Genomic DNA, 13075 nt, shown 5'->3' with positions numbered 1-13075 from the left:
GCTTCGGTGGCGGACGTGCGGATCGTCTTGGTGGAGCCCCAGGAGCCCATGAACCTGGGTGCGGTGGCCCGGGCCATGCGGAACTTCGGCCTAAAGGAGCTCTACGTGGTGAACCCGGGGCCCAGGGTGGGCCCGCCCTGGGCCCAGGAGGCCTACTGGCTGGCGGTGCACGCCCAGGAGGTTCTGGAGGGGGCCAAGGCGGTGGGCTCCTTGGAGGAGGCCCTGGAGGGGGTCCACCTGGTGGTGGCCACCACGGGCCGCCCCCGGGAGCTCTACCCCGCGCCGGTGCGCACCCCCAAGGAGGTGGCCCAGATCCTAAGGCGCACCCGGGGCAAGGCGGCCCTGGTCTTCGGCCGGGAAACCTTCGGCCTCACCAACGAGGAGCTGGACCTGGCCCACCTCATCGGCTCCATCCCCACCGCCCCGGAACAGCCCAGCCTGAACCTGGCCCAGGCGGTGGTGGTCTTCGCCTACGAGCTCTTCGTAGCCCAGGGGTCCGAGTCCGAGGAGGAAGAGGTGGCGGAGCTTAGGGCCCTGGAGGCCCTCTTTGAGGACCTAGGCCGCTACCTTTTGGAGATCGGCTTCACCGACCAAAACCGCTTTCCCTACGCCATGCGCCGCCTGAGGCGCATCTTCCACAAGGCCCTCCTCACCCCGGGAGAGGTGCAGATGCTGAGGGGGCTCCTCCACCAAAGCCGCTACGCCATGGGGAGGAAGGATGCTGGGGACTAGCCTCTACGGGTTGGTGCGGCTGGCCCAGAGGGTCCTGCCGCCCCTCATCGCCTTGGCGGTGGTCCTCTTTGAGGTGGCCCTTTTGCCCTACCGCCACGCGGACTTCGCCTTTTGGGTGCGCCTCGGCTTCTACGGCCTGGTGGGGCCCTTGGTGACCTTCGCCGTTTTGGAGTGGATCGCCCAGGAGGTGCTGGAGAAGGCCCGGGCGGAAAGGGCGTTGGAGGAGGCGAACCGGCGCCTAAGGGCCGCGGGGCGGGTCTTCCGCGAGGCCTTGGAGAGCGAGAACCTGGAGGAGGCCGTCTTCCGCATCGCCCGGGCCTTGGAGGGCGAGCTCGGCTTCCCCGTGGCGGTGGAGGCGGAGGGGGTGCGCTCGGGGGAGGAGTGCGGGGGGGTGCGGGTGGAGCTCCCCGGGCTCAGGGGGTACCTGGAGGCCTGCGCCCCCGGGCCGGACCGGCCCTTCCTGGAGGTCCTGGCCCACGAGGTGGCCAGCGCCCTCCAGTCCGTGGTGGCCAAGAGCCGGGACCTCCTCACCCTCTACGAGGTGGACCAGGCCCTGAAGGCGGAGGCCAACCTGGAGCGGCTTCTGGAGGGCCTTCTGGAGAGGATCCGCGCTTGGGCGGAGGCCGAGGGGGGTGGGGTCCTCCTCCTGGACGAGGAGGGCTTCCTGGTGCCCCGGGTGGTCCAGGGCCTGGACCTCCCCCCGCACCCCTTCCTCCCCGAAGGCCCTTGGCGGGGGGCCCTGGAAGGCCCCCTCTTCGTGGCCCCGGACACCCTGGCCATCCCCCTAAAGGCCCGGGGCGCGGTGGGGGTTCTGGTCCTCCGGGGAGGGGGGCTTTCCCGGCGCATCCCCTTCCTCTCCTTCCTGGCCTCCCAGGTGGCCCTGGCGGTGCGGAACGCCCAGGCCTACCTGAGGGCGGAGGAGCTGGCCATCAACGAGGAGCGGAACCGCATCGCCCGGGAGATCCACGACGGCATCGCCCAGAGCCTGGCCTTCATGGCCCTCAAGCTGGACCTGGTGGAAAGGCTTTTGGACAAGGACAGGGAGGCGGCCCTGAAGGCTCTCGGGGAAGTAAAGGAAACCCTAAGGGCCCAGATCCGGGAGGTGCGGCGGAGCATCTTCGCCCTGAGGCCCATAGACCTCGAGCGCTACGGTTTCCTGGAGTCCGTGCGCCGCTACGCCCAGGCCTTCGCCGAGCAGGCGGGCTTCCGGGTCCACCTGGCCCTGCCCGAGGGGGTGGGGCTTTCCCAGGCCAGCGAGCTGGTGCTCTTCCGCGTCCTGCAGGAGGCCCTCACCAACGCCGCCAAGCACGGCCGCCCAAGCCGGGTGGAGGTGGTCTTGGAGCCTTTGGGGGAGCGGGGGGCGAGGCTTCTCGTGCGGGACAACGGGCGGGGCTTCCAGAACCCCGAGGCGGGGGCCCTGGGGGGGTTTGGCCTCACCCAGATGCGGGAGCGGGTGGAGGCCCGGGGGGGGCGGTTCTGGGTGCGCTCCGAGCCGGGGAAAGGGACGGAGGTGGGGGCGGAGCTTCCCTACTGAGCGCCCCGCCGAAGCTGCAAGGGTTCGTGTAGGATGGGGCTTGTGGAGCGGCCCATCCGCGTGCTTTTCGTCTGCCTGGGCAACATCTGCCGTAGCCCCCTGGCCGAGGGGCTTTTCCGCAAGCTGATCCGGGAAGGGGGCCTCGAGGCCCAGTTTGAGGTGGACTCCGCGGGCACCGGGGCCTGGCACGCCGGGGAGCCCATGGACCCCAGGGCCCGGCGGGTGCTGGAGGAGAAGGGGGCCTACTTCCCCCACGTGGCCCGGCAGCTTACCCGGGAGGACGTGGCCCGCTTTGACCACCTCCTGGTCATGGACCGGGAGAACCTTCGGGAGGTCCTAAGGCGCTTCCCCGAGGCAGAGGGTAAGGTGCGCCTGGTCCTGGAGCCCCTGGGCGGGGGGGAGGTGCCCGACCCCTACTACGGGGACCTCCACGACTGCCGGGAGGTGGCCCTCCTCCTGGAGGAGGCCTTGAAGCGCCACCTGGAGGCCTGGGTTGGACCTTCTTGAACGGGCCGGGCTTCCCCCTTACCCCTTAGAACCCCTTTCCGGGGGGGACATCGCCCGGGTCTACCGGGCGGGGCCCTACGTGCTGAAGCTCCACCCCCATCCTCCCCCGGGCTTTTTCCCGGCGGAGGCCCGGGGGCTTAGGGCTCTGGAAGAGGCGGGGGTGCGGGTGCCCAGGGTCTACTGGGTGGGGGAGGAGGGGCTTATTTTGGAATACCTCCCTCCGGGCCCGGAGGACTGGGAGGCCCTGGCCCACGCCCTGGCCCGGCTCCACCGCGCCCGGCGGGAAGGGTATAGGGCCGAGCCGGGCTTCCTCGGCACCTTTCCCCTCCCTGGGGGGGAGGGGAGGGATTGGAGGGCCTTCTTCTTTGAGGCGCGGGTCCTGCCCTTCCTGGAGGCCACGAGGCCCCTCCTGGGGGCTCTAGCCCAGGAGGTGGAGCGGGCCTTCCAGAAGCCCCTTCCCACCGAGGGGCCCGTCCTCCTCCACGGGGACCTGTGGCGGGGGAACGTGCACTTCGCCCAGGGGGGGCCTGCCCTTTTGGACCCCTCCCCCTTCGTGGGGGAAAGGGGGGTGGACCTGGCCATGATGCGCCTTTTCGGGGGCTTTCCGGAGGCCTTCTGGCGGGCCTACGAGGCCCTTTACCCCATCCCCCAGGCGGTGCGGCGGGCCCTTTCCTGCTACCAGATCTACTACCTCCTGGCCCACGTGCATTTCTTCGGGGCGGGCTACCTTCCCGCCTTAAGGCGCGCCCTTTCCGCCTGCGTATCCTAAGGGGGTGGAGGGAGACTTCCGGCTTCTTGGGCCCATCGACCTCCTCCAGCTTCTGGCCCAGGGGGGAAAGACGGGGGTTTTCCAGCTCCTCTTTCGCCCCTCGGGGCCCGTGGAGGGGGAGGTCTACCTGGAAAAGGGGCGGCCGGTGCACGCCCACCTGGGGGAGAAGGAGGGGCCGGAGGCCTTCTTGGAGATCCTCCTTAGGAAGGAGGGGGCCTTCCGCTTCCTCCTCTCGGTGCGGGCCTCCCGCACCACCCTCGAGGCCCCCCTGGAGGCCTACCTTTTCCGGGCGGTCCAGCTTTTGGACGAGCGGGTGGAGGTGGGCCCCTTTGACCGCCTCACCCCCTCCCCTTGGGCCGCCCGGGCCACCTTAGACCCCGAGACCCTGGCCCTCCTCCTCGCCCTGAAGGAGGCGGACAGCCCCCTGGACCTCTCCGCCCGCACCGGCCTGCCCCTGGGGGAGGTCTTGAAGCGCCTGGGCCAGCTGGCCCGGCTCCGCCTCCTCTCCGTAAGCCCCCGCACCCCCAAGACCGCCCGGCTCCGGCTGGCCTTGGGGGGAAAGCGTCCCGAGCTGGAGGCCCTGCTCCATGAGGCTTGGAAGGCCCACTTTGGCCCCTTCCGCCGGGTGTGGGTGAAGGCGGGGGAGAGGCTTTTCCCCCTGGAGGTCCACCCCCGGCCTGGCCTCGGGGTGGAGCTTTTCCTTCCCCCGGAGCACCTCCTTTTTCACGGGCTTAGGGTGGGGGAGGAGGTCTTGGTCTGGCCCGAGGTCTAGGTATACTGGCCCCATGCCTGAAGCCCTGGTGGCCCTGGAGTCGGCCCTCCTCACCCACGGCCTGCCCTACCCCCTGAACCTGGAAACCGCCCTGGCCCTGGAAGAGGCGGTGCGGGCGGAAGGGGCCATCCCCCGGACCATCGCCCTGGTGGAGGGGGCGGTGCGGGTGGGCCTCGAGGAAGAGGAGATGGCCCGCCTGGCCCAAGGCGGGGCGGAGAAGGCGAGCCTGTGGAACCTGGCGGCCTTGGCCCTCCAGGGCAAGAGCGCCGGGACCACGGTGGCGGCCACGGTCCACCTGGCCCACCGCCACGGGATCCCCGTCTTCGCCACCGGGGGGATCGGGGGGGTGCACCCCGAGCCCTTTGACGAGAGCGCCGACCTCGTGGCCCTCGCCCGCACCCCCATCCTGGTGGTGGCCTCGGGGCCCAAGGCCATCCTGGACCTCGAGGCCACCCTGGAGCGCCTGGAGACCCTGGGGGTCAGCGTGGTGGGCTACCGCACGGACCGCCTCCCCGCCTTCTACAGCCCCGACTCCCCCTACCCCCTCCCGGCCCGGGTGGAAACCCCCCTGGAGGCGGCCCTCCTCCTCCAAAAGGCCCGGGCCCTGGGCCTGGGGGCGGTCCTCCTCCTGAACCCCGTCTCCCAAGGGCTCCCGTACGGGGAGGTGGCGGGGTGGGTGGAGGAGGCGAACCGCATGGCGGCCCGGGAAGGGATTAGGGGCAAGGCCCTCACCCCCTACCTCCTAAGGCGGCTTTCCGAGCTTTCGGGGGGCGAGACGGATCGGGTGAACCGGAGGCTTCTCTTGGAGAACGCCCGCCTGGCCGCCCGGGTGAGCCTGGCCCTTTCGGGGCTAGAATAGGCGTGTGTGCGAGCTAGGGGTGAGGCTTAAGGAGGCGCGGGAGGCCAAGGGGCTTTCCCTGAAGGAGGCGGCCCAAGCCCTCTCCCTTAAGGTCAAGGTTCTGGAGGCCCTCGAGGCCTGCCGCTTCGAGGAGCTCCCCGAGCCCCCCCTGGCCAAGGGCTACCTCCGCCGCTACGCCCTCTTTTTGGGCCTGGACCCCGAGCCCCTCCTGGCCCTCTACCCGGCAAAGCCCCAAGAACCTCCCCCGGCCCCTTCCCCCAGGCGAGGCTTCCCCCTTTGGCCCTTCCTCCTCCTCGGGCTTCTCGCCCTGGGGGGCGCTTTCCTCCTCCGCCCCAAGCCGGCCCCGGTGGTGGAGGTGCCCGAGGCCCCACCCCCCACCCCCAGGCGCCACGTCCTGCGCCTGGAAACGGAGCCCCCCGGGGCCCGGGCTTACCTGGACGGGTTTTACCTGGGCCAGACCCCCCTCGCCACCCCGCCCCTGGAAGGGGGGAGGCGGGTCCTGCGCCTGGAGCTTCCCGGGTACGAGCCCCTGGAGGAGACCCTGGCTCTGGAGCGGGACCTCGCCCTCCGCTTCACCCTTAAGCCCCTGCCCGCCCCGAGGGCCGAGGGGGAAGAGGCGGCCTCCCCTCCCCCAGGGGAGGGGGGCTTGGTCCTCCGGCTGGAGGGGCGGAGCTGGCTTCGCGTGACCCAAGGGGAGAGGCGGCTCTACGAGGGCATCCCCGAGGTGGGGGCGGAGCTTTCCTTCCCCCTGCCGGTGGAGGTGCGGGCCGGGAACCCGGCCGCGGTGCGGGTCTTCCTTGGGGGAAGGGACCTTGGGCCCATGGGGGAGGCGGGCAGGCCCGTAACCCGCCGCTTTGAGGCCCCCTCGCGGTAGGGTATACTCCATGGTTAGGGCTTCGGCCCGTGGGAGATCTATGGCGAAAATCGGCTTCGTGAGCCTGGGCTGCCCCAAGGCCCTGGTGGACTCCGAACAGATCCTTTCCCGCCTCAAGGCCTTAGGCTACGAGACGAGCCCCACCTACGAGGAGGCGGAGCTCGTGGTGGTGAACACCTGCGGCTTCATCACCCCGGCCATTGAGGAGAGCCTCGAGGCCATCGGGGAGGCCCTGAAGGAAAACGGCAAGGTGGTGGTCACGGGCTGCCTGGGGGCCCGCCCCGAGGTCATCCGGGCCAAGCACCCGGAGGTTTTAGAGGTCACGGGCCCGGGGGAGGTGGAGAGGGTCCTGGAGGCGGTGCAGCGGGTCCTGCCCCCCAAGCGCGACCCCTTGTTGGACCTCATCCCCCCCCAGGTGAAGCTCACCCCCCGCCACTACGCCTACGTGAAGATCAGCGAGGGGTGCAACCACCGCTGCAGCTTCTGCATCATCCCTAAGCTCCGGGGGGGGCTCCGCTCCCGCGACGCGGCGGAGGTCCTCTCCGAGGCCGCCCGCCTGGTGGCCACGGGCACCAAGGAGCTCCTCCTCATCGCCCAGGACCTCTCCGCCTACGGCGCGGACCTGGGCCACCGGCCAAGCTTCTGGGGAGACCGGCTGGTAAGGGCCCACCTCACCGACCTCCTTTCCGCCATGGGGGAGCTTGGGGCCTGGATAAGGCTCCACTACGTCTACCCCTACCCCCACGTGCGGGAGATCCTCCCCCTCATGGCCGAGGGCAAGGTCCTGCCCTACCTGGACGTGCCCCTCCAGCACGCCTCGCCCCGGATCCTCCGTCTCATGCGCCGCCCCGGGGGGGCGGAAAGCCACCTCAAGACCCTGGAGGAGTGGCGCCGGGTGGTGCCCCACCTGGCGGTGCGCTCCAGCTTCATCGTGGGCTTTCCCGGGGAGACGGAGGAGGACTTCCAGATCCTCCTGGACTTCCTCAAGGAGGCCCGGCTGGACCGGGTGGGGGTCTTCACCTACTCCGAGGTGGAAGGGGCGGAGGCCAACGCCCTTCCCGGCCCCGTGCCCGAGGAGGTGAAGGAGGAGCGCCGCGCCCGGCTCATGGCGCTCCAAGAGAGGATCAGCCTGGAGAAGAACCGGGCCCTGGTGGGGAGCGTTCTGGAGGTCCTGGTGGACGAGCTCCCCGAGCCCGGCCTGGCCGTGGGCCGCACCTACCGGGATGCCCCCGGCATAGACGGGGTGGTCTACGTGGAGACGGACGGCACCGTGCGGGTGGGGGAGAGGATCCCCGTGCGTATCACCCGGGCGGAGGTCCACGACCTCCACGGGGTCCAGGTTTAGGATAGGGGCGGTATGTACATCGTCATCGCGGGGGGTGGGGAGGTGGGGGGGGAGCTGGCCCGCACCCTGGAGAAGGCCCACGAGGTGGTGGTCATCGACCGCAACCCCCAGGCCCGGGACCGCCTGGCCCACCTGGACGTGAAGGTGGTGGTGGGCGGGGCCACGGACCCCGACACCCTAAGGGAGGCGGGGGTGGAGCGGGCCGACCTCTTCATCGCCTCCACGGACTCCGACGAGGTGAACCTCCTGGCCTCCCTTCTGGCCAAGGGGCTTGGGGCCAAGGCCGCCTTGTGCTTCGTGGGCAAGGGGGGGTACGTGGACGTCCTGGCCGACCCCAGGACCGCGGAGATCCTGGGCACCCGCATAGACAAGGTCCTCTGGCCCCAAAGGGCCCTGGCCCGGGAGATCGTGGAGGTCATCCTGGTGCCCGAGGCGGTGGACGTGGAGCTTTTGGCGGGGGGGCGGCTTCGCTTTGTGGAGTACCGGGTGAAGCCCGGGGGGCCTTACGCCCACCGCCTCCTCTCCGGTCTGGAGTGGCCGGAGGGGGTTTTGGTGGCGGGGGTGGTGCGGGGGCAGGCCTTCTTAAGCCCGGTCCACCCCGCCTATTCCGAGCTCATCCTGGAGCCTGGGGACAAGATCCTCTTCGTGGCCACCCCCGCGGCCTTTCCCGAGCTGGAGGCCTACTTCTCCACCGGCCGGGGGGTGCGCCGGGTGATGGTCATCGGCGGGGGGAACGTGGGCTACATGGTGGCCCGGGAGCTCACGAGCCGCCGGGTGGAGACGGTGGTGATAGAGCCCAGCCGGGAGCGGTGCGAGTGGCTGGCGGAGGAGCTTCCGGGGGCCCTGGTCATCCAGGGGGACGGGACGGACCTGGAGCTTCTCCAGGCGGAGCAGATGGCCGAGGCGGACGCGGTGGTGGCGGTCACGGACAACGACGAGAAGAACCTCCTGGCCTCGCTCCTTGCCAAGCAGCTTGGGGTGCGGAAGGTCATCACCCGGGTTTCCCGCTCGGAGACCCGCTGGCTCTTTGAGCAGGTGGGCATAGACCTCCCCCTCACCCCCCGCCAGGCGGCGGTGCGGGCGGTGCTGGACTGGATGGGGCCGGAGGAGGTGGAGCACGTGTCCACCATGGAGGAGAGCATTGAGCTGTTGGAGGTGGAGCTCCCCGAGGACTTTGCCCCAAAGGCCCTCGAGGCCCTGGCCCGCCCCAACGCCATGCCCGTGGGCCTGGAGCGGGACCACCGGGTGATGCTCTACCGGCCGGACCTCGAGGCCCTCCCCGGGGACCGGGTCTACCTGGTGGCCGCCCGGGAGGTGGCGGATGAAGTCGTGGCCCGTCTCGTCGCCTAGGGGAGGGTTTCGGGCCGCCCTGTACCTCCTGGGGGTGACCGCCCAGGGCTTCGGCCTCCTCTTCCTCCTCTTCGGCTTCCTGGCCTTGGCCCTTCAGGAGGAGGCCTCGGGCTTTTTTTGGGCCGCCCTCTTGGGCTTCCTCCTGGGCCGGGGCTTCGCCCTTTTCGGCCACCCCCAGGCCCAGCCCAACCGGGCGGAGGTCCTCCTTTCCGTGGGCCTTCTCTGGCTCTTCGTGCCCCTTCTCGGGGCCCTGCCCTTCGCCCTTTCCGGGGGGCTTTCCTATCTGGATGCCCTCTTTGAGGCGGTCTCGGGCTTCACCACCACCGGGGCCACGGTCCTCACCGAGGAGTTTTCCACCTGGGGGAAAAGCCTCTTCCTCTACCGCGCCCTGGCCCAGTGGATGGGGGGGATCGGGATCGTGGTGCTCTTCGTGGCCGTGCTGCCCCAGCTCCGGGTGGCGGGCCGCCAAGCCTTCTTTGCGGAGAGCACCGGGGTGGAGAAGGACCGCCTCACCCCCAGGCTCCGCCACACCGCCCAGGCGGTGCTCCGGGTCTACGTCCTCCTTACCCTGCTGGCCTTCCTGGCCTACGGGTTTGCGGGCATGCCCTGGTTTGAGGCCCTGGCCAACGCCCTCACCACCCTCCCCGCGGGGGGCTTTAGCCCCAACCCCCAGAGCTTCGCCCAGTACACCCCCCTGGCCCAGTGGCTGGGGACCCTCTTCATGTTCCTGGCGGGGGTGAACTTCCTCCTCCAGTACCGCCTCCTCTTTGGCCGGGAGGTGCGGCCCATCCTGAAGGACGCGGAGTTTAGGGCCTACGCCGTTCTCGTCCTCGTAAGCGCCCTTTTCCTCGCTCTGTACCTCTACACCCATCACCTTTATGGCCTGGAGCCAAGCCTTCGCCACGCCTTCTTCCAGGTGGTGTCCATCGTGACCACCACCGGCTTCGCCAGCGTGGACTTCGCCCAGTGGGTGGTGCCGGCCCAGGCCATCCTGGTCCTCCTCATGTTCGTGGGGGGGAGCGCGGGCTCGGGGGCCGGGGGGGTCAAGGTGGTGCGCTGGCTGGTCCTCTTCGGCTTCCTGCGCCGGGAGATCACCCGTACCCTCCACCCCCAGGCCGTGCTGCCCCTCAGGCTTGGGGGGCGGAGCCTGGGGGAGGAGGTGCTCCGCCAGGTTTCCGTCTTCGTCTTCCTCTATACCCTCCTCTTTGCCACCAGCACCCTCTTCCTGGCCCTTTTGGAGGGGGATTTCGTGGTGGCCTTCACCGCCAGCGCCCAGGCCATCGGCAACATCGGCCCTGGGCTTGGCCCCGTGGGCCCCATGGGCTCGTATGCGGAGCTAAGCCCCCTTTCCAAGGTCATCCTCATCCTGGAGATGTGGGCGGGGCGGATCGAGCTTCTCCCAGCCTTCCTCCTCTTCACCCCGGAGCTTTGGCGGAGGGTAAAGGTATAATCCGGGGCATGAGGGTGCTGGGCCGCATCACCGCCATGCCCGAGCTTCCGGAGCCCTTAAAGGGCCTAAAGGAGCTCGCCTATAACCTTTGGTGGAGCTGGAACCCGGAGGCGGCGGAGCTTTTCCAGGAGATTGACCCTGTGCTTTGGAAGCGCTTCCGGGGCAACCCGGTCAAGCTCCTCCTGGAGGTGGACCCCCACCGCCTCGAGGCCCTCCTCTCCACCAGCTTCCCCGCCCGGCTCCAGGCCATCCTGGAGGCCCTGAGGGCCTACCTGAAGGGCAAGCCCAAGGTGGAAGGCCCCCTCACCGCCTACTTCTCCGCGGAGTTCGGCTTCCACAGCTCCCTGCCCATCTACTCGGGGGGGCTTGGGGTGTTGGCGGGGGACCACATCAAGGCGGCGAGCGACCTGGGCCTGCCCCTTTTGGGGGTGGGGATCTTCTACCACGAGGGCTACTTCCACCAGCGCCTAAGCCCCGAGGGGGAGCAGCTGGAGGTCTACGAGCCCCTCCACCCCGAGGAGCTTCCCCTCCTGCCCGTTTGGGACCGGGAGGGGCGGCCCCTTAGGGTGGGGGTGGAGTTCCCGGGGCGCACCGTATGGGTGGGGGCCTACCGGGTGCAGGTGGGGGCGGTGCCGGTCTACCTCCTCACCACCAACCTGCCGGAAAACGCCCCCGAGGACCGGGCCATCACCGCCAGGCTCTACGCCCCGGGGCTGGAGATGCGCATCCAGCAGGAGATGGTCCTGGGCTTCGGGGGCGTCCGGGTCTTGAGGGCCCTGGGGCTTTTCCCGGAGGCCTTCCACATGAACGAGGGCCACTCCGCCTTCCTGGGCCTGGAGCGCCTAAGGGAGCTGGTGGCCCAGGGGGTGGCCTTCCCCGAGGCCCTAGAGCGGGTGCGCGCCGGGGGCATCTTCACCATCCACACCCCCGTGCCCGCGGGGCACGACGCCTTTCCCCTGGACCTGGTGGACCGCTATCTGGGCTTCCTCTACCCCCTTCTGGGGCGGGAAGAGGTCTTGGCCCTGGCCCGGGAGGAAAAGCCCTGGGGCACGGTCTTCTCCATGTCCAACCTGGCCCTTGCCACCGCCCACCAGGCCGGGGGGGTTTCCGCCCTCCACGGGGAGGTTTCCCGCAGGATGTTCCACCATCTCTGGCCGGACCTCCTCCTGGAAGAGGTGCCCATCGGCCACGTGACCAACGGGGTGCACACCTGGACTTTCCTCCACCCGAGGCTACGGCGCCACTACGGGGAGGTCTTCGGCCCGGAATGGCTCAAAGCCCCCGAGGACCCCGGCACCTGGCGGGTGGAGGGGCTAGGGGAGGCCTTCTGGCGCATCCACCAGGAGCTCAAGGGGGACCTCATCCGGGAGGTGCGCCGCCGCCTCTACGAGCAAAGGCGGCGCAACGGGGAAAGCCCAAGCCGCTTAAGGGCCGCGGAGCGGGCCTTGGACCCCGAGGTCCTCACCATCGGCTTTGCCCGCCGCTTCGCCACCTACAAGCGGGCCCTCCTCCTCTTCAAGGACCCGGAGCGCCTCCTTAAGCTCCTCCAGGGACCCTACCCTTTCCAGGTGGTCTTTGCGGGCAAGGCCCACCCCAAGGACGAGCCGGGGAAGGCCTACCTGAGGGAACTCGTCGCCAAGATCCGGGAGCTTGGCCTCGAGGACCGCTTCGTGGTCCTGGAGGACTACGACATGTACCTGGCCCGGGTCCTGGTCCACGGTTCGGACGTTTGGCTCAACACCCCCCGCCGCCCCCTGGAGGCCTCGGGGACCAGCGGGATGAAGGCCGCCCTGAACGGGGCCCTGAACCTGAGCGTCCTGGACGGGTGGTGGGCGGAGGCCTACAACGGCAAAAACGGCTTCGCCATCGGGGACGAGCGGGAGTACGCCAGCGAGGAGGCCCAGGACATGGCCGACGCCCAAAGCCTCTACGACGTCCTGGAGTCCGAGGTCCTGCCCCTCTTCTACGCCAAGGGGCCGGAGGGGTACTCCTCGGGGTGGCTTTCCATGGTCCACGAAAGCCTGCGCACCGTGGGCCCCCGCTTCAGCGCCCAGAGGATGGTGGGGGAGTACTGGGGCCTGTACCAGAAGGCCAAGGCCCTAGGGGAAAAGGCCCAGGACGAGGCCCTCCTAAAGGCCTTCCGGGAGGCCCTGCCCGCCTTCTTCGCCCTGGCCCTCCGGGTGGAGGCCCCCGGGGACCTCACCCTAAACGGCACCCCCCTGGAGGTCCGGGCCCGGGTGGAGGGGGAGGTGCCTGGGGTCTTGAGGCCCTTCCTCGAGGTCCAGCTCCTCCTGAGGCGGAGCACGGGGGAGCTGGAGATCCTGCCCCTTGGGGAGGAGGGCGGGGTTTACCGGGGGCTTTTCCGCCCCCCTAGGCCCGGAAGCTACACCTACGGCCTGCGCCTGGCCCTCCGCCACCCCGTTACCAGCCGGGTGGGCTGGGTGCGCTGGGCTTAAGCGCCCCGCTGAGGCCCCCAAGAAAAGCGTTCTTCCCCAGGCGTTGTGGAGGGATTTGGCACCAAGGTGGGGTATACTTGGGCGCTGCCGGGTGGGGTGTATAATCCCCCTGTACGAAAGGAGGCTTTATGCGGAAACTTCTGGTTTTCCTCGGCGTCTTATACCCTTTTCCATAGTATCCTTCTTTCATGACGGTTGCTGACCACCTCACCTTCCAGGAGCTCAAGGAGAGGGTGAAGAAGGAGAAGGACCCGGTGGCCCGCCTGCGGTTTCTGGCGGTCTACCACGCCAAGCGGGGCCTGGGAGCCCGGGAGATCGCCGAGCTCACCGGCCACACCCCTCGCTGGGTCCACGCCACCGTCAAACGGTATAACGAGGGGGGACCGGGGGCTCTGGCCGATTTCCGCCACAGGAACCCCGGGGCCAA

Annotated in this window: 12 protein-coding genes; all 12 read left to right on the top strand. The window is 69.7% G+C overall.

Going from position 1 to position 13075, the window contains the following annotated elements; all coding sequences use genetic code 11:
• Window positions 1–6: 6 nt before the first annotated feature.
• Window positions 7–732, top strand: a complete 726-nt coding sequence (locus tag B043_RS0108485) for an RNA methyltransferase (protein ID WP_018461670.1) — start codon at window positions 7–9, stop codon at window positions 730–732.
• Window positions 719–2266, top strand: coding sequence for a sensor histidine kinase (locus B043_RS0108480; RefSeq protein ID WP_018461669.1), 1548 nt, complete (start codon window positions 719–721; stop codon window positions 2264–2266). Before B043_RS0108485 ends, B043_RS0108480 begins: the two co-directional genes overlap by 14 nt.
• A gap of 33 nt (window positions 2267–2299) precedes the next feature.
• A complete protein-coding gene (locus tag B043_RS0108475) occupies window positions 2300–2773 on the top strand; it encodes a low molecular weight protein-tyrosine-phosphatase (protein WP_018461668.1) in 474 nt (157 codons plus the stop codon).
• Window positions 2760–3542, top strand: a complete 783-nt coding sequence (locus B043_RS0108470; RefSeq protein WP_018461667.1) for a fructosamine kinase family protein — start codon at window positions 2760–2762, stop codon at window positions 3540–3542. The genes B043_RS0108475 and B043_RS0108470 overlap by 14 nt, the downstream gene beginning before the upstream one ends.
• Window positions 3543–3546: 4 nt before the next feature.
• Complete coding sequence (locus B043_RS0108465; RefSeq protein WP_018461666.1) at window positions 3547–4314, top strand: DUF4388 domain-containing protein; 768 nt, start codon at window positions 3547–3549, stop codon at window positions 4312–4314.
• Window positions 4315–4327: 13 nt separating this feature from the next.
• Window positions 4328–5173: a pseudouridine-5'-phosphate glycosidase gene (locus B043_RS0108460; RefSeq protein ID WP_018461665.1), complete on the top strand. Its 846-nt coding sequence runs from the start codon at window positions 4328–4330 to the stop codon at window positions 5171–5173.
• A 4-nt stretch (window positions 5174–5177) separates the two neighbouring features.
• Window positions 5178–6047, top strand: coding sequence for a RodZ domain-containing protein (locus B043_RS0108455; RefSeq protein WP_018461664.1), 870 nt, complete (start codon window positions 5178–5180; stop codon window positions 6045–6047).
• A 40-nt stretch (window positions 6048–6087) separates the two neighbouring features.
• Window positions 6088–7392 carry a 30S ribosomal protein S12 methylthiotransferase RimO gene (gene rimO, locus B043_RS0108450; protein WP_018461663.1) on the top strand — a complete coding sequence of 435 codons (1305 nt, stop codon included), beginning with the start codon at window positions 6088–6090 and terminating at the stop codon, window positions 7390–7392.
• Window positions 7393–7404: 12 nt separating this feature from the next.
• Complete coding sequence (gene trkA, locus B043_RS0108445) at window positions 7405–8742, top strand: Trk system potassium transporter TrkA (RefSeq protein ID WP_016329423.1); 1338 nt, start codon at window positions 7405–7407, stop codon at window positions 8740–8742.
• The gene (locus B043_RS0108440; protein WP_026234198.1) at window positions 8714–10192 is read left to right on the top strand and encodes a TrkH family potassium uptake protein; all 1479 of its coding nucleotides are present in this window, start codon (window positions 8714–8716) and stop codon (window positions 10190–10192) included. The genes trkA and B043_RS0108440 overlap by 29 nt, the downstream gene beginning before the upstream one ends.
• 8 nt (window positions 10193–10200) lie before the next feature.
• The gene (gene glgP, locus B043_RS0108435) at window positions 10201–12648 is read left to right on the top strand and encodes an alpha-glucan family phosphorylase (RefSeq protein ID WP_018461661.1); all 2448 of its coding nucleotides are present in this window, start codon (window positions 10201–10203) and stop codon (window positions 12646–12648) included.
• A gap of 188 nt (window positions 12649–12836) precedes the next feature.
• The coding region (locus B043_RS0108430) for a helix-turn-helix domain-containing protein (protein WP_018461660.1) at window positions 12837–13075 on the top strand (239 nt) is incomplete at its 3' end.

Origin of the sequence: Thermus oshimai DSM 12092 (assembly GCF_000373145.1) — a bacterium.
Taxonomy (GTDB): domain Bacteria; phylum Deinococcota; class Deinococci; order Deinococcales; family Thermaceae; genus Thermus; species Thermus oshimai.
The sequence above is the reverse complement of the archived record's forward strand: the minus strand, read 5'-3'. Positions and strand labels throughout refer to the sequence as shown.